Below are 26,135 nucleotides of genomic sequence, written 5' to 3' on the forward strand. Positions count from 1 at the left end.
TCTGCTCGGGTGAATCACCCGGATGGTTCGCGGTGCCGATCCGCGACGTCCCTGGCACTCTGAGCTGGTGAGGACACTGTCATGAGGATCTGGCCGGGCCGCCCCTACCCCCTGGGGGCCACCTACGACGGCAGCGGCACCAACTTCGCGCTGTTCTCCGCCGTCGCCGAACGGGTGGAGCTCTGCCTGATCGACGACGACGGCAGCGAGCGCCGGATCGACCTGCCGGAGGTGGACGCCTTCGTCTGGCACGGGTACCTGCCCGCCGTGCAACCGGGGCAGCGCTATGGCTACCGGGTGCACGGTCCCTATGACCCCGCGTCCGGGCACCGCTGCGACCCGAGCAAGCTGCTGCTGGACCCCTATGCCAAAGCCATCGACGGGCAGACCGATGGCGACCAGTCGCTGTACAGCTACACCTTTGGTGCACCCGATCAGCGCAACACCGATGACTCGGCCGGGCACACCATGACCTCAGTGGTGGTGAACCCGTACTTCGACTGGGGGCACGACCGCCCGCCGCAGCACGAGTACCACGAGTCGGTGATCTACGAGGCGCATGTGCGCGGGCTGACCCAGCTGCACCCGGCCGTCCCGGAGGAGATCCGCGGCACCTACTCCGCACTCGGGCACCCGGCGGTGGTCGAGCACCTGTCCGATCTGGGGGTGACCGCCGTCGAGCTGATGCCGGTGCACCAGTTCGTGCACGACAGCACCCTGGCCGACAAGGGCCTGACCAACTACTGGGGCTACAACACCATCGGCTTCTTCGCCCCGCACAACGGCTACGCGGCCTACGGGTCGACCGGTCAGCAGGTGCAGGAGTTCAAGACCATGGTCAAGGCGCTGCACGCCGCCGACATCGAGGTCATCCTGGACGTGGTGTACAACCACACCGCCGAGGGCAACCACATGGGCCCGACGCTGAGCTTCCGCGGGATCGACAACGCCTCCTACTACCGGCTGGTCGACGACGACCGGGAGCACTACTTCGACACCACCGGCACCGGGAACTCGCTGCTGATGCGCTCCCCGCATGTGTTGCAGCTGATCATGGACTCGCTGCGCTACTGGGTGCGGGATATGCACGTCGACGGCTTCCGCTTCGACCTGGCGGCGACGCTGGCGCGGCAGTTCCACGAGGTCGACCGGCTGAGCGCGTTCTTCGACATCGTGCAGCAGGACCCGGTGATCTCCCAGGTGAAGCTGATCGCCGAGCCCTGGGATCTGGGTGACGGCGGCTACCAGGTGGGGGGCTTCCCACCGCTGTGGTCGGAGTGGAACGGACGCTACCGGGACACGGTGCGGGACTTCTGGCGTGGTGAGCCGGCCACCTTGGCGGAGTTCGCCAGTCGACTGTCCGGCTCCTCGGATCTGTACGAGCACACCGGTCGTCGCCCGATCGCCAGCGTCAACTTCATCACCGCGCACGACGGCTTCACCCTGCGCGACCTGGTGTCCTACAACGAGAAGCACAACGAGGCCAACGGCGAGGACAACAACGACGGCGAGTCCTTCAACCGGTCCTGGAACTGCGGCGTCGAGGGCCCCACCGACGATGCCGACATCGTGGAGCTGCGGCTGCGTCAGTCCCGGAACTTCCTGGCGACGCTGCTGCTGTCCCAGGGGGTGCCGATGATGGCGCACGGTGACGAGCTGGGTCGCACCCAGCAGGGCAACAACAACGTCTACTGCCAGGACAACGAGCTGTCCTGGGTGGACTGGGATCTGGATGCCACCCGCGAGCAGCTGTTGGAGTACACCCGCACGGTGGTGGCGCTGCGCCGGGAGCACCCGGTGTTCCGTCGTCGCCGGTTCTTTGCGGGGGCACCGGAGCGCGGTGGGGAGTCCGATCTGCGCGACATCGCCTGGCTGGACCCGTCGGGCACACACATGTCCGATGCGCAGTGGCAGGAGGAGTACGCCCGCTCGGTGGCGGTGTTCCTCAACGGGGACGCGATCGCGGAGCCGGACCTACGCGGGGAGGACATCGTTGACGACTCCTTCCTGGTGCTGCTCAACGGTGCGCCCGAGCCGGTGACCTTCACCCTCCCGGACACCGAGTACGGCGAGCAGTGGACCGTCGTGCTGGACACCGACAGCCAGTTCGCGGCGGACGAGACGATGCAGGCACGGGCCGAGCTCCGACTGGCCCCGCGCTCCTTGGTGGTGCTCACCCGCCCACCGATGAGCACCACCGACGACCCCGAGAGCACGCCGTGAGCGACCCCACCACCCCGTCCCGCCGGTTACCTGCCCCCGGGCGTCCGGTACCGGTGTCCACCTACCGGCTCCAGCTCGGACCGGACCTGTCGCTGGACGACGCCGCCAACCTGGTGCCGTACCTGGACTCCCTTGGTGTCACGCACCTGTACCTGTCCCCCATCCTGCGCGCCGCACCCGGCTCCACCCACGGCTATGACGTGGTCGACCACGACGAGGTCGCCCCCGAGCTCGGCGGTGAGGAGGCGCTGCGCCGGTTGGCGGAGGTCGCCCATGCCGCCGGGTTGGGGCTGGTGTTGGACATCGTGCCCAATCACATGGCGGTGCCCACCCCGGCCTGGCACAACCGCGCGCTGTGGTCGGTGCTGGCCGAGGGCCCGGAGTCGCCCTACGCGGACTGGTTCGACGTGGACTGGTCCGCCGGGGACGGCGCGGTGCTGATGCCGGTGCTGGGTGACCGGATCGGCGCGGTGCTGGCCCGGGGCGAACTGACCCTGGTCGACGGGCAGCTGCACTACTACGACCACGTCTTCCCGGTCCGACCGGGCACCGAATCGCTGCCGCTGGCCGAGCTGGTCGAACGCCAGCACTACCGGCTGGCCTACTGGCGGGTGGCGGATGAGGAGCTGAACTACCGACGGTTCTTTGATGTCGGCACGCTGGCCGCGATCCGGGTCGAGGACCCGGCGGTCTTCGACGCCACGCACGCGCTGGTGCTCCGGCTGGTGCGCGAGGGGATCATCGACGGGCTGCGGATCGATCACCCGGACGGACTGGCCGATCCCGCGGGGTATCTGGCCCGACTGCGCGAGGCCACCGACGGAGCCTGGGTGGTGGTGGAGAAGATCCTGCAGGGCGACGAGGAGCTGCCCGCCGACTGGGACACCGCTGGCAGCACCGGCTACGACGAGCTATGGCGCATCCAGCAGGCGTTCATCGACCCCGGCGGCGGTGGACGGCTGGGCGCGCTGATGCACCGGCTCACCGGCGACACCACCGACGCCCTGCCCGACCTGGTCGACCAGGCCAAACGTGAGGTGGTCGACCGCGCGCTCTACGCCGAGGTGCACCGGCTGACCGAACTGGCCGCGGCGATCTGCTCGGGTGACCTGCGACTGCGCGACCACACCTGGCGCTCGCTACAGGACTGCCTGATCGAGCTGCTGGTCGCGATGGACCGCTACCGGGCCTATGTGGTGCCCGGGCAGACCCCGCACCCCGCGGATGTCGAGGTCCTGGAGTCCGCCGCCGCGCTGGCCCGGACTCGACTCGCCCCCGAACGGGCCGCCACGATGGACGTCCTGGTCGACCTGCTGCTCGGCCGGGAGGTGGGCTCCGCCGGTCGCACCCGGGATGCCCGCCGCGACGAGCTGATCGTGCGCTTCCAGCAGACCTGCGGCGCAGTGATGGCCAAGGGTGTGGAGGACACCGCCTTCTACCGCTGGACCCACCTGGTGTCGCTGTGCGAGGTCGGCGGCGAGCCGGACCGGTTCGCGTTGTCCCCCACCGAGCTGCTCACCTGGGCCGGGCGGATGCAGGTCAGTTCTCCGCTAGGCATGACCACCCTGTCCACCCACGACACCAAACGCTCCGCGGACGTCCGTGCCCGGCTCGGCGTGCTGTCCGAGCTGCCGGTGGAGTGGGCCGAACTGGTCGGTGACCTGCGCGCCGCCTCCGCCGGCTGGCGACCGGCGCTACTGGACGGCCGGACCGAGAACCTGCTCTGGCAGACCCTGGCGGGCACCTGGACCGCCGACGGCCCGCTGAACGCCGACCGGCTGACCGAGTACCTGACCAAGGCGGTCCGCGAGGCCAAACAGCACACCAGCTGGACCGCTTCGGACGAGGCCTACGAATCCGCTGTGCTCGCCGCGGCCCGCCAGGCCGTCACCGACCCGGCGGTGGCCGAGTTGTTCACCCGGTGGGAGCAGCGCACCCGGGGGCCGGTGCGCGCCGCCATCCTCGGCACCGCGCTGGTCCACCTCACCCTGCCCGGTGTGGCCGATGTGTACCAGGGCACCGAGATCCCCGCCGTGGCGCTGGTCGACCCGGACAACCGTCGCCCGGTGGACCACGCCGCCATCGCCGCCCGGCTGGCCCGGTTGGACGAGGGCGCCGGACCGCGCGACCTGGCCGATGAGAAGCTGCTGGTCACCGCGATGGCGCTGCGGGTGCGCCGGGAGCTGCGGGAGGCGATCACCGGTCCGGAGGCCGGCTTCGCCCCGTTGGCGCACTCCTCCGGCCACGCGATCACCTATGCCCGGACCGTCGCCGACCAGCCCCGGATCGTGGTGGTGGCCACCCGGCTGGCCGCGTCCGTGGAGCGGATGGGCGGCTGGGCCGAGCACACCGTGGCGCTGCCCGAGGGCGACTGGCAGGACGTGCTGACCGACCGCCCGGTGAGCGGCGGGGTACGACGACTGGCCGAGGTGCTGGACCGGATGCCGGTGGCACTGCTGGTGCGGGAGGGCTGAGCGATGCGGGTGTGGGCACCGACGGCGAGCACCGTGGAGCTGGTGCTGCCCGGCACCGATGACGGCGGCGGTGACCGTCTGCCATTGATCCGCACTGAGGGCGGCTGGTGGCAGGGCGCGCCGCAGCCGCACGGCACCGACTACGGCTTCGCGCTGGACGGCGGTCCGCTGCGCCCCGATCCGCGTTCACCCTGGCAACCGGAGGGGGTACACGGACCGTCCCGGGTGTTCGACCCCGAACGGTTCGAGTGGGCGGACGGTGCCTGGGCGGGGCGAGATGTGCGCGGGGCGGTGGTCTACGAGCTGCACGTGGGCACCTTCACCACCGGCGGCACCCTGGACGCCGCCATCGCCCGGCTCGGGCACTTGGTGGACCTCGGCGTCGAGGTGGTCGAGCTACTGCCGGTGGCACCCTTCAACGGTCGGCATGGCTGGGGCTACGACGGTGTCTCGCTCTACGGCGTGCACCAGCCCTACGGCGGACCGGTGGCCCTCCAACGCTTTGTCGACGCCGCGCACCGGGCCGGGCTGGCGGTCTGCCTGGACGTGGTGCACAACCACCTGGGGCCCTCCGGGAACTACCTGGGCGAGTTCGGCCCGTACTTCACCGACGCACACCAGACCCCCTGGGGCAGCGCGATCGATCTGGGTCAGCCGGAGGTGCGGCGCTGGATCGTGGACTCGGCGCTGCGCTGGTTCCGGGACTTCCACGTGGACGCGCTGCGCCTGGACGCGGTGCACGCCCTGATCGACGACTCCCCCCGGCACATCCTCACCGAGCTGTCCGATGCGGTCGCCGCCCTGGACCTCGGCCGTCCGCTGTCGTTGATCGCCGAGACCGACCTCAACGATCCGGTGTCGGTCACCCCGACCTCCGGTGGCGGCTGGGGTATGACCGCGCAGTGGGCCGATGACGTGCACCACGCCGTGCATGCGCTGCTCACCGGGGAGCGCCAGGGTTACTACGTCGACTTCGGGTCCCCGCAGACGCTGGCCCAGGCGATGACCCGGGTGTTCGTGCACGACGGCGGGCACTCCACCTTCCGTGGACAGGACTGGGGCCGACCCGTGCCCGAGGGCGTCGACGGGCACCGGTTCGTGGTCTTCGGCTCCGACCACGACCAGATCGGCAACCGGGCCCTGGGCGATCGGCCGAGTGAACGCCTGGCCGACGCCGCCCTCGCAGCCGAGGCCGCGCTGATCCTGCTGTCCCCCTTCACCCCGATGCTGTTCATGGGTGAGGAGTGGGGTGCGCGCACACCCTGGCTGTTCCTGACCGACCACCCTGAGCCCGAGCTGGCCGAGGCCGTACGGCAGGGGCGGGCCGCCGAGTTCGGATCGCACGGGTGGGCGGTGATGTACGGCAGCACCGACGAGGACTTCCGCGTCCCCGACCCGCAGGCCATCGAGTCCCTGGAGCGCAGCCGCCTGGACTGGGCCGAGCCCGAACTCCCCGGGCACCGCCGCCTGCTGGACTGGTACCGGCAGTTGACCACGCTGCGCCGTGAGGTGTCCGCCCTCGGCGACGGCAACCGGACGGCCACCGCGCTGACCTGGGACACCGGGGCCGAGCTTCCGGAGATCGGCCCCGGCGACGTCGACCACTCCCCCGAAGCCGCCCGCGCCCGAGCCTGGCGCAGCTGGCTGGTCCTGCACCGCGGTGATGCCCGTGTGGTGATCAACCTGGCCGACTCCGCGCAGACCATCCCGCTCGGCCGCACCGGACACCCGCAGGTGCTGGCCGCGTGGGCGGCGGGTGGCGCGCGGGTCACCCCGGGTGCGCAGCCCTCGGCGAGCGGGGAGTCACCCGACCCCACGCAGGCCACGGTGGCCGTCCCGCCGCACACCGTCGTCGTCCTACGCTGAACACAGCGCCCTGTCCCGACCAGTGGCCTGCGCCCCACTCGCAGGTGCCTCAAGCCCGCACGAACTCCGCCCGCCCCCGGTCGACCAGCGCACCCAACCGGGACAGCGCCCGGTAGTACTTCTTCCGGTACCCGCCGGCCAGCATCGACTCGGAGAACAGCGATCCCGCGCCCGCCGACCCGAGCAGCACCGGCACGTCGCGGTCGTACAGCCGGTCGACCAGCACCACCAGGCGCAGCGCCACATCCTGGTCCGGCACCGGACCGGCGGCGGTCAACCCGACCAGGGTGGTGCCCTCGACCAGCGCGCCGTAGCGGCTGGGGTGCACCCGGGACAGGTGGGTGAGCAGCGTCGACCAGTCGTCGCAGGTGGCCCCGGGCACTGCCTGGGTGGCGGCGCGGACCTGGTCGTCGCTCAGCGGCTCGGTGTCGGTGACCACCGCGCGCTGGCGGTAGTCCGGCCCGTCGATCCGCAGCACCTCGAACCGCCCGGACAGGTCCTGGATCTCCCGCAGGAAGTCATCCGCGGCGAACCGCCCCTCACCCAATGACTCAGGCAGCGTGTTGGAGGTGGCGGCCAGGGCCACGCCCCGGTCGGTGAGCTCGCGCAACAGGCGGGACATCAGCACGGTGTCACCGGGATCGTCCAGCTCGAATTCGTCGATGCACACCAGCCGCCGGTCGGACAGCGCCTCCACAGTGGGGCGGAACCCCAGCGCGCCGACCAGATTGGTCCACTCCACGAAGGTGCCGTAGGCCGCGTCCTCTCCGACCGCCGAGGCCAGCGAGGTCAGCAGGTGGGTCTTGCCCACTCCGAAGCCGCCGTCCAGGTACACCGCCGGCACCGCGGTCTTGCGGCGGAACAATCCTCCGCGTCGGGCGGTCACTGTCTGGGCCACCTCACGCAGCCGGGCCAATGCGGCGGCCTGGGAGGGATGTGCCGGGTCGGGGCGGTAGGTGTCGAAGGACTCGGCGGCGAAGTGCGGCGGCGGGACCCGCTCGGCCAGCAACCGCTCCGGGGCCACCTGGGGGTTCCGGTCGGTCAGGGACGCCGTCGTCGGCGTGGTGCGGCTGGTCACGGGCGGACAGCCTAGGCGGCGCGGGCGGATCCGGCGACAGCCCACCGGTTCGGGCCCGGGCAAGCCCACGCTCACGCCCCGGCACGCAGCATCCGCGATGAAGCCCGGGGCGCTGACCTGCGGCCGCCCCTCGCGCCCCCGTAGGCTCGCCACATGCCCCCGGAGCTGCCCCCTTTGGACATCCTGCTGCCTGCCGAGCGTGCTGGTGAGAGCCTGGCCCCCGCCCCCGGTGAGCCGGTGCTGCACGCCTTCTACGCCCACCCCGCCCCCCGACCGGGCCGCTCGACCGCGGTGCGCGCCAACATGATCAGCACCCTGGACGGCTCCGCGCAGGGTCCGGACGGACGCTCGCGCAGCATCAACGGCCCGGCGGACTGGCGAGCGTTCCGGGTGCAGCGCGCGGTGGCCGATGTGGTGCTGGTCGGTGCCGGGACCGCCCGGGACGAGGGCTACGGCCCGCTGCGGGTTCCCGCGGATCTGCGCGCCGCCCGGGCCGAACGAGGCCAGGATGAGCGACTGCCGCTGGCCCTGGTCACCCGCACCGGTGTCCTGCCGGAGAAGCTGCGTGACGTGCCCGCCGAGGACCGGCCCTACGTGATCACGGTGGCCACCAACCCCCGGCTGGACCAGCTCGACCCGGCGCGGGTGATCATCGCCGGGGACACCACCGTTGACCTGGCCGCTGCGTTGGACCAGCTCGCCGCACACGGCCTGACCCGGGTGCTGGCCGAGGGCGGCCCGCGGCTGCTGGGCGATCTGGTCGCGGCCGGACTGGTCGACGAGCTGTGCCTGTCCACCAGCCCGATGCTGACCGGAGGGCCGGGTGTGCGACCGGTGCACACCCAGGACTGGTTGTCCCCCACCGTGCCCGCCGCCCCCGCGCATCTGTTCCACAGCAACGGGATGCTGCTCGGGCGCTGGCAGCTAGGCTCGGACCTGTGACCGACACGATCCTGGTCCTGACAGAGGACACCCTGACCTCGGCGGATGTGGCGCACATCCTCTCCCTGCACAGCGACGAGCAGCTGGCCTACCGGGTGCTGGTGCCCGCGGACACCGAGCGCAATGTGCTGGTCTCCCTGGTGGACCAGCTGAGCATGGGCGAGCTGCGCGAGGCGCTGGACACCGTGCTGGGCCGCGAGCCCGCACCGGACCGCGCCACCGCGGACGCCGCCGAGCAGCTGTCGCAGTCGCTGGAGGCCTTCGCCGCCGCCGGCGCGCATGCCTCCGGCACCGTGGTGGACGACGACCCGTTGCCCGCTCTGCGCGCCGCGCTGAGTGAGACCGGTGCCCGCGAGGCGGTGGTGGCGACCTACCCGCACGCCCTGGAGGACACCTTCCACCAGGATTGGGCATCCCGGGCCCGCGAGGAGCTGCACGTCCCCGTGCTGCACCTGTACCTGGGCACCTCCGAGCTGGGCTGACCCGCGGACAGGAGGAAGGCCCCCGACCGCTGATGGTCGGGGCCTTCCTTCTGCGTCTCAGAAGCCGGTGCCGGTGACCTTCGGGTACCAGCGCCGGAACTTGCGCACCTGGTTGATCCCGGCGACGAATGCGTACCAGCGGCGCTTCACACCGGCGTCCGCCCGGTAGCGCAGCGGGTGTGCCACCCGTCCGGCCTTGATCAGCCCGCGGACCCGGGCCGCCAGCGCCGGGTCGAGCACGTACTTCAGCAGCAGGCGGTGCGGCAGGATCGAGTACAGCACCGAGCCGTCCACCACCACCGGGTCCAGCGCGTGGTCCAGCACCCGGTCCTCCACCAGGAACCGGGCCACATTCGCCCCGGCCGCGGTGACGTAGTAGTTGTTCCGCCCGATCCGCGGGTTGACCTCGAAGAACCGGAAGCTGCCGTCCCGCGGGTCAACCTTCACATCAAAGTTCGCGAAGCCGACGTACCCCACCTGCCGGAGGAAGGCCGCCGCCTGGTCGAGCATCTCCTGCTCCCGGGTGACGATCATCGCCGCCGGATTGCCCAGCCCGGAGGGGGTGTGCTCCTCCAGCAGGACATGTGCCGAGCAGAGCAGGGTGATCGCTCCGCGCGAGTCGACGTAGGCGGTGATCGACCGCATCTGGGTGTCGTCGCCGCCGATCAGCTCCTGCACCACAAAGCGACCCCGGAACCCGGCCTCGCGCAGCGACACCCATAGTGCCGCCAGCTCGTCGGCATCCGCGATCTCGAAGACCTTGGCCTTCCCCGGGAACTCGACCTCCTGGTAGTCGGCGCTGCTGGCCGCCTTGGCGATCAGCGGGAAGGTGATGTCCACCGGTGCCGGGGCCCAGTCGTCCTCACCGGCCCGAGCGAAGTCCTGCACGATGGTCCGCGGCACCGACAGCCCGGCCGCCACCGCCTCCTCGGCGAAGGTGGCCTTGTCGCTCAGTCGGTCCAACAGCTCCTCGGACAGAAACGGCACCACGTAGAACGGTTCCAGCTCGGCGCGGTGCTGCACCACCACTCGGACCAACCAGTCCGAGTTGGCCAGCAGCACCAGCCGCTCCGGACCGGTGTGCTGGCGGGCGACCACCAGCAGCTCGTCCACCAGCTGACGCGGATCATGTCCGTCGGCGACCAGCCGGACGTCCAGGATCGCCGAGTCCGCGATGGGGCCCAGTGCCGCCCCGGCAATCACGGTGCTGCGGACGCCGTACTCCTCGTGGAACGCCCGGGCCAGTGCGTAGACGCCGATGTCGGCGCCCAGGATGACCGGCCGGACGATGCTGCCCTGCGTCACGCGTTCTGCTCGCTGCGGTCGCCGGACCACTCGGTGTGGAAGGTCCCGTCCTTGTCGGTGCGCCGGTAGGTGTGCGCCCCGAAGAAGTCCCGTTGCGCCTGAATCAGCGCGGCGGGCAGCCGCTCGGCACGGACCCCGTCGTAGTAGGCCAGCGAGGAGCTGAACGCCGGGGTGGGCACACCCGCCAGCGCGGCCTGCGACACCACCCGACGCCAGGCCGGGACACCACCCGCCACCGCATTCGTGAAGTACTCGTCCGACAGCAGCAACGGCAGGTGCACATCGCGCTCGTAGGCCTCAGTGATCCGGTTGAGGAACCGCGCCCGAATAATGCAACCACCGCGCCAGATTCGCGCCATCGCCCCACGGTCGATGTCCCAGCCGTTCTCCGCGGAGGCGGCGGCGATCTGGTCGAAGCCCTGGGAGTACGCGACCACCTTGGAGGCGTAGAGCGCCAAGCGGACATCCTCGATGAACGCCTCCCGGTCGGTGACCTGGAAGTCCTCGGCCAGCGCGGGCAGCGTGGACACCGCGGCGGCGCGCTGCGGCACCGAGCCGGACAGCGCCCGGGCGAAGGTCGCCTCGGCGATGCCGGTGATCGGCACCCCCAGGTCCAGACCGTTCTGCACGGTCCAGCGCCCGGTGCCCTTCTGCTCGGCCTGGTCCAGCACGATGTCGACGAAGGCACTGCCGGTCTCGGCGTCGACGTGCGCCAGCACCTCGGCGGTGATCTCGATCAGGAAGGACTCGAGGTCGCCCTCGTTCCAGGACTTGAAGATCTCGGCGATCTCCGCGGCGGAGGCACCCAGCCCCTGCTTGAGCAGGTCGTAGGCCTCGGCGATCAGCTGCATGTCGGCGTACTCGATGCCGTTGTGCACCATCTTGACGAAGTGTCCGGCACCATCCGGACCGACGTAGGTGCAGCAGGGCACTCCGTCGACCTTGGCGGAGATGTCCTCCAGGATCGGGCCGAGCACCTCATACGACTCCCGCGAGCCACCGGGCATGATCGACGGGCCGAGCAGGGCACCCTCCTCGCCGCCGGAGACGCCGGAGCCGACAAAGTGCAGCCCGTGCGCCTTGAGCGCGGCCTCGCGCCGGATGGTGTCCGGGAAGTGCGCGTTCCCGGCGTCGATCACGATGTCGCCTTCGTCCAGCAGCGGCACCAGCTCGTCGATCACCGCGTCGGTGGCCGCACCAGCCTTGACCATGACGATGATCTTGCGCGGCTGCTCCAGGCTCGCCACAAAGTCCTGCACGGACTCCGACGGCACGAAGGTGCCCTCGTCGCCGTGATCGGCGATCAGCGACTCGGTCTTGGCGTAGGAGCGGTTGTGCACCGCGACGGTGTAGCCGTGACGGGCCAGGTTGCGGGCCAGATTGCGGCCCATGACGGCCAGGCCGGTGACGCCGATCTGTGCAGCGGACATCGGTGATGCTCCTTCGAGGGGACTACCTGAGGTTGAGCGTGCTGTGGTGCCGCTTCACCCTAGTCGGCCTGCTCCGCACCGCCGGTGAGCGTCCACGGCGCGCCTGCTCCGTCCCGCCCGACCCCAGCCCTAGCCTCCCTGACATGTCCACCGGCCCGCGCACCGCACCCCCGGAGTTCCTGCGGGCGCTGCGCTCGCTGCGCGGGGTGACGCTGCGACCGGAGGTCACGCTGGAGGAGGTGCCCGGTCCGGCCCGGATCGCGCCGTACACCGCCGCGCTCAACGCCGAGGTCCGCACCACGCGCCATGACCCGGAGGCCGATGAGCTGGCCTCGGGCCGGTTCGTGATCCTGCACGACCCCGCAGGGCAGGACGCCTGGGAGGGCACCTTCCGCCTGGTGACGCTGGTGCGCGCGGTGCTCGAACCGGAGGTCGGTCAGGACCCGTTGTTGGCGGAGGTCGCCTGGAGTTGGCTGTCCGAGGCGCTGGCCGAGGCCGAGGTGGACATCCGTGCTGCCGGGGGCACCGTCACCCGGGTGCTGTCCCAGAGCTTCGGTGCGTTGGACGAGCGGCCCGAACTGTGCGAGCTGGAGATGCGCGCCTCCTGGACCGCCGCGGACGAGGATCTGGCCCCCCACCTGCGCGCCTGGGGTGAGCTGCTGTGCACAGTGGCAGGTCTGCCGCCGCTGCCGGAGGGCGTGGTGGCGCTGGGCCGCCGGCACTGAGCGGGCGAGTTGGCCCGAAACCCTCAAGGAGCGGGTGAAATCCGCCGATAGGGGGTGCAACCGATCATCAGGGGGACAGTGCAGTGAGCTACGAACCGGTACATCCAGGCCGATCCGCCGCTGCCGTGCAGATCCGCCGACCGGGCGTACCGCCGCGCCGCGGGCTGGGTCAGATGTGCGTGGTCGTCACCGAGCTCAAGCCCGGCGACTCCCAGATCCTGGTGCGCAACCTGCGCCGTCGCGGATCGGGCCGGGTGATCCTGCTCGCCCGCCGGGCCGGACGCCCGGAGCTGGTCACCCTGCTCACCGGTGGGCTGCGCGGTGCCGTCGCCACCGACCCGAATGCTGTCGACCCGGCGGAGGCCGCCGCCCCCTTCACCACGCACCCCGGCGGGCACACCCGCCCCGAGCTGACCTCCCGTGAACTGAGCGTGCTGCGACTGGTGGCCGACGGGTTCTCCAACCGGGCGATCGGCGAGGAGCTGGGCCTGTCCGCACTGACCGTGAAGAGCCACCTGGCGCGCATCTCCCGCAAACTCGGCACCGGCGACCGGGCCGCACTCGTGGCGATCTCGATTCGGACCGGTCTGTTCAGCTAGTTTCGGGGTCCGTGAGTCGACAGACCCGGATCGGTGGCCTGCTCTGGGTGTCGGTCATCCAGTACTTCGTGCTGCTGCTGGTGGTGCGGTCCGCCTGGACGCTGCCCTACGACCCGCTGACCTACGCGATCAGCGACCTGGGCGCTGCGACGTGCGGGGAGTTCGCCGGCCGCCAGGTCTGCTCGCCGTGGCATGCGCTGGCTCAGGCCTCCTGGGTGCTGGCCGGTGCGACGCTGGCGACCGGTGCCGTCCTGACCCGACACGTGTTCGGCAGTCGGAGTGGCACCGGGCTCCTGGTGCTGTCCGGGCTGGGTGAGATCGGCGTGGGGCTGTTCCCCGAGGACGTGAGCGCCTGGCACGTGCCCTGCGCGCTGATGGCCGTCGGCTGCGGACTACTCGGGGTGCTCCTGCTCGGCAGAGGGGTACGCGAGCGTCCGGGGCTGCGCGCGCTGGGCTGGGCGGGGGTGGCCACCGGCACGGTGGGCCTAGCGGCGCTGGTGGTGACCGTGGCCTTCCCGAGGCACCTGTTCGGTCTGGTGGAGCGGATCGGCGTCTATCCGATCTTGCTCTGGTTCCTGGCCGCCGGCGTGACGATCCTGTGCCTGCGGCCCGCGCGGCGGCACAACACGCCGGGCGACACGCCCTACGGTAAACCCCATGCAGAGCACTCCGGCCGGTACCCCGGCCGACGACGATCCCACCGCCCGGGAGGGCGAGCCGACCGAGCAGACCCCCACGGTCGTCCCCTTGACCGAGCCCGCTGACGGCATTCCCCCGGTGATCGCCACCCCCGAGGCCTACGCCGAGGTCGTCCGGGCCTTCGGCGCGGGGACCGGACCAGTGGCGGTCGACGCCGAGCGCGCCTCGGGCTACCGCTACGGCCAGCACAATTACCTGGTGCAGCTGCGCCGTGAGGGCGCGGGCACCGCACTGATCGACCCGGCCGCACTGCCGGACCTGTCCGCGCTCTCTGACGCGCTGGTCGGGGTCGAGTGGGTGTTCCACGCCGCCTCCCAGGATCTGCATCCGCTGGCCGAGCAGGGCATGCGACCGAGCCGGATCTTCGACACCGAACTCGGTGCCCGGTTGCTCGGCCTGGACCGGGTGGGGTTGGCGGCCGTGGTCGCCGAACTGCTCGGACTCGGCCTGGCCAAGGAGCACTCGGCCGTCGACTGGTCCACCCGTCCGCTGCCCGAGCAGTGGCTGCGCTATGCCGCCCTGGACGTCGAGGTGCTGGTCGATCTGCGTGAGGTGTTGGCCGAGCGGCTGGCGGTGGCCGGCAAGGCGCAGTGGGCCGCGGAGGAGTTCGAGGCCGTGCGCCTGGCACCGCCGCCCGCGCCCCGGGTCGATCCCTGGCGGCGGGTCTCCGGGGTGCACGCCATCCGCGACCCGCGCCGGTTGGCCGTAGTCCGTTCGCTGTGGGAGGCCCGGGACGAGAACGCCCGTCAGCGGGACATCTCCCCCGGTCGGGTGTTGCCCGACGCGGCGATCCTGGCGGCTGCCCAGGCGCTGCCCCGTTCGGTGCCGCAGCTGACCGGGCTGCCTCAGTTCTCCGGCAAGGGCACCCGTCGACGGGCCGCGCTCTGGCAGCGCGCCATCGACGCCGGTCTCGCGCTGCCCGAGGACCAGCTGCCGCCCTCGCGTGGTCCGCGCTCGGACGGTCCGCCCCCGCCCCGGTCCTGGCCCGACCGTGACCCCGCTGCCGCCGCCCGATTGGCCGCCGCCAAGGAGCTGGTCGCCGCACTGTCCGAGCAGCACCATGTGCCGGTGGAGAACCTGGTGCAGCCCGATCTGCTGCGCCGGGTGTGCTGGGCACCGCCGACCCCCGCGGATGCCGATGCCCTCGCTGAGCGGTTGCGGGCCGGCGGGGCGCGGGAGTGGCAGATCGGCTTGATCGCGGAGCGGTTGGCCACGGCCTTCGCCGCAGTGGACTGACCGGTCGACTTCCGCCAGGACAGCGCCCGGACCTGCGGTTAGGGTCGGCGACGACCGGACACCGTCGTCCAGGGAGACCGCATGCGCCACCTCCGCACGTCCATCGACCCCGTCAGCACCGGTGCCACCTCGCCCGAGCAGCCGAGTCCGCCGCCGACGTTGAGCGCCGCGCAGACCGAGCGACTCGCGGCGCTGCTGCCGCACGGTTGTCCGACGGATCTGCCGGCCGAACCGGACCGGCAGGTCGCTCAGGTGAGCGTGGAGGACGTCAGCACACCGGCCGGGCGGGTGGCGGTGCTGACCGTGGACTCCCCCGATGGACGCCGACCGACCACGCTGGGACCCCGCGGCCTGCTCGCGCTGCACGAGGCGATCACCGGGGTGGCGGCGCGCGCCGACCAGCTAGTGGCGGTGGCCGTCACCGGCCGCCCCGGCTGCTTTGTGGCCGGTGCCGACCTGACTGTGGCCCGTCGACTGCGGGACACCGTCGACGCCCGGACGCTGGCGGAGCTAGGCCACGCTGCCCTGCGCCCCTTCGGCGAGCTGCCGGTGCCCACCGTCGCCTGGATCACCGGACACGCCCTCGGCGGCGGACTGGAGCTGGCGCTGCACTGCGACTACCGGGTGGTCGCCGACGGCGTGCGATCCCTGGGGCTGCCGGAGGCCTCGCTGGGCATCGTGCCCGGCTGGGGCGGCACCTGGCTGCTCCCGCGCCTGGTGGGTCTGCCCGCCGCCATCGACCTGGCGGTGCACCGACCCGCGCAGCATCGGTTGGTCGATGCGGCCACCGCCGAGCGGATCGGGCTGGTGGACGCCGTGCTGCCCGCCGAAGACTTCGCGATGAAGGCGATCGAGTGGACGCTCGGACACACCGGCACACCGCTCCGGGATCACGGAGCCGCCGCCACGTCCTCGATGGCTGACGATCACCCGTCCGCGTCCGGGACAGCGCCGGACGCTCCAAACCCGACCCGGCGTGGCGATGAGGCCGAGCCGCCTGGCACCGAGGACCACACAGCCGAGCCGGCTGCGACGTCGGATCACGCCTCCACGTCGGCTGCGAACTCGGACGACGCGGCCCTGATCGCGGCGACCGCTGCGGCCCTGGACACCCGCCTGCACGGGGCCGCCCCGGCCTACCCCCGGGTGCTGTCCCTGCTGGGCGCGGCCAGGAGCCGGGATCGGGACACCGGGTTCGCCGCCGAGGACGACGCCCTGGCCGAGCTGCTGGTCTCCGATCAGGCCCGTGCCGCGCTCTACGCCTCCGACCTGGTGAACCGCTCCGCCCGCGCCACCGGGCCCACGCAGGCACTGCCCCGGGAGATCCGCCGGGTCGGCATCGTGGGAGCCGGGCTGATGGCCGCGCAGCTGGCGGTGTTGATCGGGGGCAAGCTCGGCGTCCCGGTCGCGCTGCGGGAGGTCGATGAGGAGCGCGCCGCCGCGGGTCGGGACCGGATCACCGACCTGGTGTCCCGGCTGGCGGACAAGGGCCGGATCGACCCGGCGGTGCGCGATCTGCTCACCGTCGGCACCGACCTGTCCGCCCTGGCGCAGGCCGATCTGGTGATCGAGGCGGTGACCGAGGTGCTGGAGGTCAAGCGCCAGGTCTTCGCCGAGCTGGAGCGGGTGGTATCGCCCAGCACGATCCTGGCCACCAACACCTCGGCGTTGTCGGTGACGGCGATGGCCAGCGGGCTGGACCATCCCCAGCGGGTGGTGGGACTGCACTTCTTCAACCCGGTGGACCGGATGCCGTTGGTGGAGGTGGTCGCCACCGCAGGAGCCGACCCGGTGGCGGTGACCACGGCCGCCGACCTGGCCCGGCGCTGTGGCAAGACGGTGGTGCGCACGGCGGACGCTCCCGGATTCGTGGTGAACCGGGTGCTGCTGCGCATGCTCTCGGATGTGCTGGCGGCGGTGCAGGACGGCGCTCCGGTGCAGGTCGCGGACCGGGCACTCGACCCGCTCGGCCTGCCGATGAGCCCCTTCGCGCTGCTCGACCTGGTCGGCCTGGCCGTCGGCGGGCATGTGCTGACCACCCTGCACCGGGAGCTCGGCCCCCGGTACCGCCTGTCCCCCGGGTTGGATGCGCTGACCGAGCAGGGCCGGGCAGTGACCCGCAGCGGACCGGAGGGCACCCGGGTGGTCGATCCGGGAATCCAGGAGGCCTTCGGTCAGCCCGGGGACGTCACGGAGCAGCAGGTGCTGGACCGAGTGCTCGCCGGGCTCGGAGAGGAGATCGGCCTGCTGTTGGACGAGCGGGTGGTCGATGGGCCGGAGCAGGTGGATCTGGCGATGATCCTCGGCGCGGGGTGGCCGTGGCATCTGGGCGGGATCACCCCGTACCTGGTCCGCGGCGGGTACCTGGCACGCTAGACATGACCAAGCCCCGGCGGGATCACTCCTGCCGGGGCCTGGTCGAGGCCTCGCTCAGTACACGGTCAGGCCGCGGGCGCGGAACTGTCCGCGCACCCGCTCGACCAGCTCCGGCGACGGTGCCCGGGTGTCGGTCAGCTGGTAGTCCATGCCCAGGGTGGCCCATTTGTCCTGGCCCATCTGGTGGAAGGGCAGCACCTCGACCCGGCTGACCGTCGACAGGGTGGACACGTAGTCCGCCACCGCCTCGACGTTCTCCTCCGCGTCGGTCAGCCCGGGCACCAGCACGAACCGGACCCAGATCTCGGTGCCGGAGTCGGCCACCCGCCGTCCGAAGTCGAGAGTCGGCTGCAACTCCCGGCCGGTGGTCTTCTTGTAGGTCTCCGGGATGCCGGACTTCACATCCAGCAGCACCAGGTCGATGTCCTCGAGCATGGCGTCCGAGCAGTGCGCGCCCAGGTAGCCCGAGGTGTCGATGGCCGTGTGGATGCCGAGCTCCTTGGCACCGCGCAGGATGTTCGCCACGAATGCGGGCTGCATCAGCGGCTCACCGCCGGAGATGGTCAGCCCCCCGCCGGTCACCTCGAAGACATTCGTGTAGCGGCCGATCCGCTTGAGTAGCTCTTCCGCGGTGATCGGCTCGCCCCGACGCATCTCCATCGTGTCGGGGTTGTGGCAGTACAGGCAGCGCAGCGGGCAGCCGGACAGGAAGGTCGTCATCCGGGTGCCGGGGCCGTCGACCGCGGTCACCAGCTCCCACGAGTGCAGCGACCCGAGCTCACCGGCGCGCATCTGGGCCAGCTTCTCCGAGCGGTCATCAGTGGCGAAGGTGGCCATCCCGGCGGTGCCGGCGCTGGAGCGGGTGTTCGATCCACCGATCACCGGCACGCCCAGGTCGATCACCGGGGCGCCCATCGTCTGCGTGTCCATCTCGGCCCTCCTGACGGGCGGCACTGCTGCGGCTGGTACGGGGTGGATGCAGGTCGGGCCCGCCGGAAGTTCTCTCCCAGCGGGCCCGACCTCGTCATCGACAGGGGTCAGAGCCCGCCGTGGAACGTCCGGGAGAGCACGTCGAGCTGCTGCTCACGCGTCAGTCGGACGAAGTTCACCGCGTAGCCGGAGACCCGGATGGTGAGCTGCGGGTACTTCTCGGGGTGCTCCATGGCGTCCTCAAGGGTGTCCCGGTTCAGCACGTTCACGTTCAGGTGGTACCCGGACTGAACGTTGTAGGCGTCCATCAGGCCGACCAGGTTGGTGATCTGCTCGTCGCGGTCGCGGCCCAGACCCGAGGGAACCACGGTGCTGGTCAGCGAGATGCCGTCCATCGACTCGGAGTACGGCAGCTTGGCCACCGACATCGCCGAGGCGAGCATGCCGTGCGAGTCCCGCCCGTTCATCGGGTTCGCACCCGGGGCGAAGGGCTCACCGGCCCGGCGACCGTCCGGGGTGTTCCCGGTGGCCTTGCCGTAGACGACGTTCGAGGTGATGGTCAGCACCGACTGGGTGTGCAGTGCGTTCCGGTAGGTCTTCTGGCGACGGATCTTCTCCATGAAGGACTTGACCAGGTTGACCGCGATGTCGTCAGCGCGGTCGTCGTCGTTGCCGTACTTGGGGAAGTCGCCCTCCACCACGTAGTCGGTGACCAGACCGTCCTCGTCGCGGACCGGGGTGACCTTGGCGTACTTGATCGCGGACAGCGAGTCGGCGACCACGGACAGACCGGCGATGCCGCAGGCCATGGTCCGCAGGATCTCCTTGTCGTGCAGGGCCATCTCGATGCGCTCGTAGGCGTACTTGTCGTGCATGTAGTGGACGCAGTTCAGCGCGTCGACGTAGGTCTCGGCCAGCCAGTCGAGCAGCACGTCGTACTTCGCGTACACGTCGTCGTAGTCCAGCACGTCACCGGTCACCGGGGCGGTCACCGGGGCGACCTGCTTGCCGGAGACCTCGTCGCGGCCACCGTTGATCGCGTACAGCAGGGCCTTGGCGATGTTCACCCGGGCACCGAAGAACTGCATCTGCTTGCCGACCCGCATCGGAGACACGCAGCAGGCGATCGCCGCGTCGTCGCCCCAGGAGGTGCGGATGAGCTCGTCGGACTCGTACTGGATCGCCGAGGTGTCGATCGAGACCTGCGCGCAGAACCGCTTGAAGCCCTCGGGCAGGCGGTGGCTCCACAGCACGGTCAGGTTCGGCTCCGGTGCCGGGCCGATGTTGTACAGGGTCTGCAGGAAGCGGAAGGACGACTTGGTGACCAGCGGCCGCCCGTCCTCACCGATACCCGCGATGGACTCGGTCACCCAGGTCGGGTCGCCGGAGAACAGCTCGTCGTACTCCGGGGTCCGCAGGAAGCGCACGATCCGCAGCTTGATGACGAAGTCGTCGATCAGCTCCTGCGCGAACTCCTCGGTGATGGTGCCGTTCTCCAGGTCGCGCTGGAGGTACACGTCCAGGAAGGTCGAGGTGCGGCCCAGCGACATCGCGGCGCCGTTCTGCTCCTTCACCGCGGCCAGGTAGCCGAAGTACAGCCACTGGATCGCCTCGCGGGCGGTGGTGGCCGGGCCGGAGATGTCGTAGCCGTAGGAGGCTGCCATCTGCTTCAGCTCGTTGAGCGCCTTGATCTGCTCGGCGTTCTCCTCGCGGTCGCGGATGACGTCCTCGACCGAGCGCTCCATGTCGAGCTCGTGGCGCTCCATGCGCTTGGCCTCGATCAGGGCGTCCACGCCGTACAGGGCGACGCGACGGTAGTCACCGATGATCCGGCCACGGCCGTAGGCGTCCGGCAGACCGGTGATGATGTGCGAGGAGCGCGCGGCGCGCACGTTGGGCGGGTACACGTCGAAGACGCCGTCGTTGTGCGTCTTGCGGTACTCGCTGAAGATCTTGTCGACCTGCGGGTCCACGTCGTAGCCGTAGGTCTGCAGGGACTTGACGACCATCCGCCAGCCACCGTTGGGGATCATGGCGCGCTTGAGCGGGGCATCGGTCTGCAGACCGACGATCAGCTCCTGGTCCTCGGTGATGTAGCCCGGGGCGTGCGAGGTGATGGTCGAGGGAGTGTGGTTGTCGATGTCGTAGACGCCCTTGGCGCGCTCCTCCGGGAACATCCCGGACAGCTTCGACCAGATCCCGGTGGTGCGCTCGGTCGGTCCGGCGAGGAACGACGCGTCGCCGGTGTACGGCGTGTAGTTGCGCTGGATGAAGTCGCGGACGTCGATGCCGTCGCACCAGGGGCCGGTGACGAACCCGTCCCAGGCGCCCGCGGTGGCGTCGGCGCCGGTCTGGGGTACTGCGGTGGTGGCCATGTGAGAGCTCCCTCGCTTGGGTCGGTACTAGTGAACGTATTCACGAGGTCATGGGATGTCTTGGGACCTCTGTCCCGAGCGCGACATACCGCCCTGTGAAGCCGCTCACGCCGACCCGCGCGAGGGACCGATCACCGCACGATCCGCGGCTCCGGGGGCGACGACCCACCGCGCACGACAGGCGCTTGACAACAGGCGCGACGCGCCAACCGGACCCACGGTTCCCGACTGTCGTCCTGCCGCCACTCCCGCCGGAACTGGGGCACGCGCTCCGCCCGGGCCACGAGCGCGGGAAGGAGATCTGCCCTCCCGAAGCAGAGCAGATACTCCACTGGGGCTTCGCCAACCACTCCGGCGCATGCGGCGCGACGGTCCACAAGCCCTCCGCCAGGCGCTGACAGGCACGGCCCGGGTCGCGCAGCAGCTCGACCAACGGTCGGAAGACCTCGTCCATGGTGCGGAGGATGTCGGCCGCCGATGCCGCGCGGTTCGCCTCCCCGATCTCCCAGACGTTGCCCTGGGCGCGCGGGGACAGCAGCCCCAGCGGGCAACCGAGCACAAGCCCTCTGCGCGGGGGCAACCCCGCCGCACGCCGCCAGGAGGCCAGGTCCTTCGAGATGATCGCCACGTTCGGGATGACGGGTACCGACCTGGTCCCGGTCCCTCGCTGGTAGAGCTGGAAGCTGAGCTCGCAGCCGATCCGTCCTCCGCCGGGCCCCATCGGAGCACCCGCTTGCCCACCAGTGTGCTCGACGGCGCAGCGGCGACCAGGAGCGGAATCGTGGCGTCCAGAGACTCGAACGCTGTCACGCCGGGGATGATGTCATAGGCGCAGCGCGTGGCCGATCGCGTCCGCGGTCAGTCCGGCCGCCCAGCCGCACCAGCGCGTCGGGCACCGGGAGCACCCAGCGCGGGTCGACCACCGTCACACCCCGGTCCAGATCCGCCGCCGCCAGCGCCATCGCACCGACGGTTCCCGACCGTCGGCCTACCGCCACTCCCGCCGGAGCAGACCGATCCCGAGCGGGAGCATCGCGCTGGACAGCACTTCCGGTCCGCGGACGACCACCATCACCGGCAAGCTGGTCGCCACCGCGCACAGCACCGACCCGACGATCAGCGTCTGCCTCAGCGACGCCAGGATCCCGGTGAAGGGTAGGGCGGGATGGCGGCGTGAGCGACCACCACGACGAGCTGACCGCCGCACTCTCCGACGTGTTCGGGCTGGACACCTCCACAGTCGGCACCGCGAACGTGCTGGCGGACCGGTCTCCGGGCGAGACGCGGGAGTCGGTGGACACGCCGCATCGACTCAACAGCGACAGCGCGCGACTGACCGGGCAGGAGTGGCCGCGGCCATGAGCACCTTCCTCGACGAACGGATCGCCCGCGCCGTGGCGGAGGCCGGGACTCCATCCGATGTCCGGACTCTGATCGCCGACTACGGACCGGTCACGACGCTGGACGGCATCCAGCCGCTCATCGGACTCGAGACGTTGTCGGTGATCGAGACTGCGGTCGAGGACATCGCACCGGTGGCCGCCCTGCATCGACTCCGCAGCCTCCAGCTGATGGGCAGCCGGGTCGCGGACCTGAGTCCGATCATCGGCCTGCGTCAGCTGGAGGTGCTGTGGCTGGAGCGGACGAACATCCGTGATCTCGCGCCGGTGGCCCACCTCCCGCAGTTGCGCACCCTGCTGATCGAGGACACCGCAGTCGACGACTTGTCACCACTGTCCGGATCGGCCGCCCTGACCGAGCTCCGGGCAGACCGGACCGGTGTCCGCGATCTGACCCCGCTCGCCGGGCTGAGCCGACTGCGCCGTCTGTCGTTAGAGGACACCCGCGTCGATGATCTCGCACCGCTCGCGGGGCTGACCGAGCTGCGTTGTCTCACCCTGCACGGCACCGCGGTCACGGATCTCCGTCCGCTGTCCGGACTGCGCGAGCTACGCCACCTCGGACTGATCGACACCCCGGTGACCGACCTGCGCCCCCTGGCCGGCTTGACCGACCTCCAGGTGTCTCGCTGACCGTCCTCATCGTGACCGCCGCATCCGGTGTCGCGCCCCGACCTCTCGTCCGGGTGGGTCACGGCGATCATCGGCGGCGCAGCGCCCCGAGGATCGAAGGAGCGGTCAGGCCCGCCGCCGCCAACACCTGCGCCCGCGTCCCGTGCGCCAGGAACTCCTTCGGCAGCCCGAAGGCCCGCACCGGCACATCGCGCACGGCGAGCGCCACCGCCGACCCGATCCCGCCGTCCCGCAGCCCGTCCTCGATCACCGCGACCTCGGCGTGCTCCCCCGCCAGCCGCACCAGCGTGTCGGGCACCGGCAGCACCCAGCGCGGGTCGACCACCGTCACACCCCGGTCCAGCTCCGCCGCGACCTCCAGCGCCATCGGCGCCAGCGCACCGACGGCGACGATCAACAGCGGGTCGGGCCCGGGGCGTCGGAACAGGATGTCCAGGCCGTCCACCGTGTCGACGGCGGGCACCGGCTCGGGCAGAGCACCCTTGGGGTAGCGCAGCACGGTGGGGGCGTCATCGACCGACACCGCCTCGGTCAGGGCTCGGCGCAGGGTGTCGCCGTCCCGGGGCGCGGCCAATCGCAGACCGGGCACCAGGCCGAGCATGGCCAGATCCCACATGCCGTAGTGGCTCGGGCCGTCGTCGCCGGTGATGCCCGCCCGGTCCAGCACGACCGTGATCCCGGCACGGTGCAGGGCGGCGTCCATCAGCAGTTGATCGAAGGCCCGGTTGAGGAACGTCGCGTAGAGCGCCACCACCGGGTGCAGTCCGGCGTAGGCCATCCCGGCGGCGGTGGTCAGGGCGTGCTGCTCGGCAATGCCGACGTCGAGGATCCGGTCCGGGAAGGCGGCGGCGAAGGGTGCCAGACCGACGGGTTCGCGCATGGCGGCGGTGATCGCCACCAGGTCTGGGCGGTTGTGGCCGAGCCGGACGATCTCCTCGGCGAAGACCCCGGTCCAACCGAAGCGGCTCGGCACCACCGGCAGACCGGTCTCCGGGTGGATCCGGCCGACGGCGTGGAACCGGTCGGTGACGTCCTGCTCGGCGGGAGCGTAACCGCGACCCTTCTCGGTCAGCGCGTGCACCACCACCGGTCCCCCGGCTGCCCGGGCACCGCGCAGGGCCACCTCGACCTCGGCGACATCGTGGCCGTCCACCGGGCCGATGTAGCTCAGCCCGAGCTCCTTGATGATCCCCTCGACCCCGCGGCGCATCATCCCGCCGACGGTGGGCGCATAGGAGCGGCCGTTGTCATTGACCACGATGACCAGCCGACGGGGGGTGCCGTCGGCGATGTTGTTCAGCGCCTCCCAGGCCATCCCACCGGTGAGCGCCCCGTCACCGATCACCGCCACCACCGTGCGGTCACCCTCGCCGGCCAGTGCCCGGGCATGCGCGATCCCGTCCGCCCAGGACAACGACGTGGAGGCATGCGAGTTCTCCACCACGTCGTGCACCGACTCGCCCCGCGCGGGGTAGCCGGACAGCCCGTCCCGGTGGCGTAGCCGGTCGAAGTCCTGCCGACCGGTCAGCAGCTTGTGTACATATGCCTGGTGTCCGGTGTCGAAGACCAGGGTGTCCCGGGGCGAGTCGAAGACCCGGTGCAGGGCCAGGGTCAGCTCCACCACCCCGAGGTTCGGTCCCAGGTGACCCCCGGTACGCGATACCCGGTCGACCAGGAACGCCCGGATCTCGGCGGCCAGCGCGTCCAGCTGCGATCCCGGCAGCGCGCGCAGGTCGTCGGGGCCGCCGATGGCGTCCAGCAGGGTCATGGGAGAACGGTAGGTGGCTGGGGCCTGCCTCGCCCACCGAAGACCGCCCCGCGCAGGACGGCTCGGGGCGAGATGGTTAGGCTCAGGCGGAAAGGGGTATTCCTCATGCGCTTGCTGCCCGGGCACCAGCCCAGCTCCGACCTGACCTACGGCGATGTCTTCCTGGTTCCGTCGAGGTCCGAGGTCGCCAGCCGATTCGACGTCGACCTGTCCGCCGCGGACGGCACCGGCACCACCGTCCCCATCGTGGTCGCCAACATGACCGCGGTTGCTGGACGTCGGATGGCCGAGACCGTCGCCCGACGGGGTGGCATCGCGGTCATCCCGCAGGACGTGCCGGTGGAGGTGGTCGCCGATGTGATCGCCTCGGTGAAGGCCAAGCACACCGTGGTCGAGTCCCCGGTGACCGTCGGCCCGCATGACACCGTGCACACCGCGTTGACGCTCATCGGCAAGCGCTCGCACGGTGCCGCTGTGGTGGTGGACGGCAACCGGCCGGTCGGTGTGGTCACCCCCGCTGACTGCCAGGGCGTCGACCGTTTCACGCAGGTGTCCGAGGTGATGACCCCCGACCCGACCACCGTCGAGCTGTCGGAGATTGAATCCGGCGACCTGGCGGGCGTGTTCGAGCGACTGCACACCGCCCGGCGCAAGTTCTCCCCCGTCGTCTCCGGCGGCGAGTTGGTCGGCGCTGTCACCCAGGTTGGGGCGCTGCGCTCCTCGATCTACCGGCCCGCAATCGACGACTCCGGGCGGCTGCGGGTGGCCGCCGCGGTCGGGATCAACGGCGATGTCCGAGCCAAGGCTGCCGCGCTGCTGGACGCTGGGGTGGACGTGCTGGTGGTCGACACCGCGCACGGTCACCAACGCAAGATGCTGGATGCCCTGGCGGCGGTGAAGTCGCTCGACCCGCGGGTGCCGATCGTCGCCGGGAATGTCGTCACCTCCGAGGGCACCCGCGACCTGATCGACGCCGGTGCGGACATCGTCAAGGTTGGCGTCGGCCCCGGTGCGATGTGCACCACCCGGATGATGACCGCCGTCGGTCGTCCGCAGTTCTCCGCCGTGCTGGAGTGCGCCGCCGAGGCCCGCCGTCTGGGCAAGCATGTCTGGGCCGACGGTGGAGTCCGACACCCCCGCGATGTCGCCCTGGCGTTGGCCGCCGGTGCCTCGCAGGTGATGGTCGGCTCCTGGTTCGCCGGGACGCACGAGTCCCCCGGCGACCTGCACGAGGACGGCGAGGGCAGGCTGTACAAGGAGTCCTTCGGGATGGCGTCGGCCCGCGCGGTCGCCGCCCGGACCCGTGGCGGATCGGCATTCGATCGGGCCCGCAAGTCGCTCTACGAGGAGGGAATCAGCACCTCCCGGATGTACCTGGACCCGAAGCTGCCCGGCGTCGAGGATCTCGTGGACCGGATCACCTCCGGCGTGCGCTCGGCCTGCACGTATGTCGGGGCGACCTCGTTGGAGGAGTTCCACGAGCGCGCGGTGGTCGGCATCCAGTCCGCTGCCGGGTACGACGAGGGGCGGCCACTGCCGGACGGGTGGTGAGGGGTACCCTCCTGGACAGCCGCGTCGACCGTCCCTCCTGAAA

19 protein-coding genes are annotated in these 26,135 nt (G+C 71.1%); 13 read left to right on the forward strand and 6 right to left on the reverse strand.

From position 1 onward, the window contains the following. Window positions 1-81 precede the first annotated feature (81 nt). From glgX to treZ, 3 genes are read left to right on the forward strand one after another with little or no spacing between them, the layout of a single operon-like run. Entirely contained in the window at window positions 82-2,223 is a 2,142-nt protein-coding gene (gene glgX, locus AB0N78_RS02175; RefSeq protein ID WP_363385235.1) for a glycogen debranching protein GlgX, read from the forward strand. Further along, the gene (gene treY / locus AB0N78_RS02180; RefSeq protein ID WP_363385238.1) at window positions 2,220-4,697 is read left to right on the forward strand and encodes a malto-oligosyltrehalose synthase; all 2,478 of its coding nucleotides are present in this window, start codon (window positions 2,220-2,222) and stop codon (window positions 4,695-4,697) included. Before glgX ends, treY begins: the two co-directional genes overlap by 4 nt. Window positions 4,698-4,700: 3 nt before the next feature. Further along, complete coding sequence (gene treZ / locus AB0N78_RS02185; protein ID WP_363385240.1) at window positions 4,701-6,563, forward strand: malto-oligosyltrehalose trehalohydrolase; 1,863 nt, start codon at window positions 4,701-4,703, stop codon at window positions 6,561-6,563. A gap of 49 nt (window positions 6,564-6,612) precedes the next feature. Here treZ and zapE read toward each other — a convergent pair whose 3' ends face one another. After that, a complete protein-coding gene (gene zapE, locus AB0N78_RS02190; protein ID WP_363385243.1) occupies window positions 6,613-7,641 on the reverse strand; it encodes a cell division protein ZapE in 1,029 nt (342 codons plus the stop codon). Between the two features lie 153 nt (window positions 7,642-7,794). Between zapE and AB0N78_RS02195 the strand changes: the two genes are divergently transcribed. Continuing rightward, window positions 7,795-8,583, forward strand: coding sequence for a dihydrofolate reductase family protein (locus AB0N78_RS02195; RefSeq protein WP_363385246.1), 789 nt, complete (start codon window positions 7,795-7,797; stop codon window positions 8,581-8,583). Further along, the gene (locus AB0N78_RS02200; protein WP_363385250.1) at window positions 8,580-9,065 is read left to right on the forward strand and encodes a hypothetical protein; all 486 of its coding nucleotides are present in this window, start codon (window positions 8,580-8,582) and stop codon (window positions 9,063-9,065) included. Before AB0N78_RS02195 ends, AB0N78_RS02200 begins: the two co-directional genes overlap by 4 nt. 57 nt (window positions 9,066-9,122) lie before the next feature. Here the strand turns inward: AB0N78_RS02200 and AB0N78_RS02205 are convergent, their stop codons facing one another. Both AB0N78_RS02205 and gndA read right to left on the reverse strand, forming a co-directional pair. Then, window positions 9,123-10,370 (reverse strand): hypothetical protein, encoded by a 1,248-nt coding sequence (locus AB0N78_RS02205; RefSeq protein ID WP_363385252.1) that lies wholly within the window; start codon window positions 10,368-10,370, stop codon window positions 9,123-9,125. Next, window positions 10,367-11,800 (reverse strand): NADP-dependent phosphogluconate dehydrogenase, encoded by a 1,434-nt coding sequence (gene gndA, locus AB0N78_RS02210; RefSeq protein ID WP_363385254.1) that lies wholly within the window; start codon window positions 11,798-11,800, stop codon window positions 10,367-10,369. Before gndA ends, AB0N78_RS02205 begins: the two co-directional genes overlap by 4 nt. 143 nt (window positions 11,801-11,943) lie before the next feature. Here gndA and AB0N78_RS02215 point away from each other — a divergent pair, with 143 nt between their 5' ends. From AB0N78_RS02215 to AB0N78_RS02235, 5 genes are all read left to right on the forward strand, one after another. Then, on the forward strand, window positions 11,944-12,525 hold the full coding sequence (locus AB0N78_RS02215) for a DUF3000 domain-containing protein (RefSeq protein ID WP_363385257.1): 582 nt from the start codon (window positions 11,944-11,946) through the stop codon (window positions 12,523-12,525). 83 nt (window positions 12,526-12,608) lie between these two features. Further along, window positions 12,609-13,124 carry a LuxR C-terminal-related transcriptional regulator gene (locus AB0N78_RS02220; protein WP_363385259.1) on the forward strand — a complete coding sequence of 172 codons (516 nt, stop codon included), beginning with the start codon at window positions 12,609-12,611 and terminating at the stop codon, window positions 13,122-13,124. 11 nt (window positions 13,125-13,135) lie between these two features. Next, window positions 13,136-13,888 carry a DUF998 domain-containing protein gene (locus AB0N78_RS02225; protein WP_363385261.1) on the forward strand — a complete coding sequence of 251 codons (753 nt, stop codon included), beginning with the start codon at window positions 13,136-13,138 and terminating at the stop codon, window positions 13,886-13,888. After that, window positions 13,782-15,059, forward strand: a complete 1,278-nt coding sequence (locus tag AB0N78_RS02230) for an HRDC domain-containing protein (protein ID WP_363385264.1) — start codon at window positions 13,782-13,784, stop codon at window positions 15,057-15,059. Before AB0N78_RS02225 ends, AB0N78_RS02230 begins: the two co-directional genes overlap by 107 nt. Before the next feature lie 81 nt (window positions 15,060-15,140). Beyond that, on the forward strand, window positions 15,141-17,435 hold the full coding sequence (locus AB0N78_RS02235; protein WP_363385266.1) for a 3-hydroxyacyl-CoA dehydrogenase NAD-binding domain-containing protein: 2,295 nt from the start codon (window positions 15,141-15,143) through the stop codon (window positions 17,433-17,435). 54 nt (window positions 17,436-17,489) lie between these two features. Here AB0N78_RS02235 and pflA read toward each other — a convergent pair whose 3' ends face one another. Both pflA and pflB read right to left on the reverse strand, forming a co-directional pair. Next, window positions 17,490-18,365, reverse strand: a complete 876-nt coding sequence (pflA, locus tag AB0N78_RS02240) for a pyruvate formate-lyase-activating protein (protein ID WP_363385268.1) — start codon at window positions 18,363-18,365, stop codon at window positions 17,490-17,492. Window positions 18,366-18,472: 107 nt separating this feature from the next. Next, a complete protein-coding gene (gene pflB, locus AB0N78_RS02245; RefSeq protein ID WP_363385270.1) occupies window positions 18,473-20,740 on the reverse strand; it encodes a formate C-acetyltransferase in 2,268 nt (755 codons plus the stop codon). A 1,173-nt stretch (window positions 20,741-21,913) separates the two neighbouring features. Between pflB and AB0N78_RS02250 the strand changes: the two genes are divergently transcribed. Both AB0N78_RS02250 and AB0N78_RS02255 read left to right on the forward strand, forming a co-directional pair. Continuing rightward, entirely contained in the window at window positions 21,914-22,102 is a 189-nt protein-coding gene (locus AB0N78_RS02250; RefSeq protein ID WP_363385272.1) for a hypothetical protein, read from the forward strand. Next, entirely contained in the window at window positions 22,099-22,773 is a 675-nt protein-coding gene (locus AB0N78_RS02255) for a leucine-rich repeat domain-containing protein (RefSeq protein ID WP_363385274.1), read from the forward strand. The genes AB0N78_RS02250 and AB0N78_RS02255 overlap by 4 nt, the downstream gene beginning before the upstream one ends. Before the next feature lie 67 nt (window positions 22,774-22,840). Here the strand turns inward: AB0N78_RS02255 and AB0N78_RS02260 are convergent, their stop codons facing one another. Continuing rightward, window positions 22,841-24,541 (reverse strand): 1-deoxy-D-xylulose-5-phosphate synthase, encoded by a 1,701-nt coding sequence (locus AB0N78_RS02260; RefSeq protein WP_363385277.1) that lies wholly within the window; start codon window positions 24,539-24,541, stop codon window positions 22,841-22,843. Between the two features lie 105 nt (window positions 24,542-24,646). On the opposite strand from AB0N78_RS02260, the gene AB0N78_RS02265 reads away from it, so the two are divergent. After that, complete coding sequence (locus AB0N78_RS02265; RefSeq protein WP_363385280.1) at window positions 24,647-26,092, forward strand: GuaB1 family IMP dehydrogenase-related protein; 1,446 nt, start codon at window positions 24,647-24,649, stop codon at window positions 26,090-26,092. Window positions 26,093-26,135: the final 43 nt, after the last annotated feature.

The sequence above is a fragment of the Cellulomonas sp. NPDC089187 genome (assembly GCF_040685135.1).
GTDB lineage: Bacteria > Actinomycetota > Actinomycetes > Actinomycetales > Cellulomonadaceae > Cellulomonas.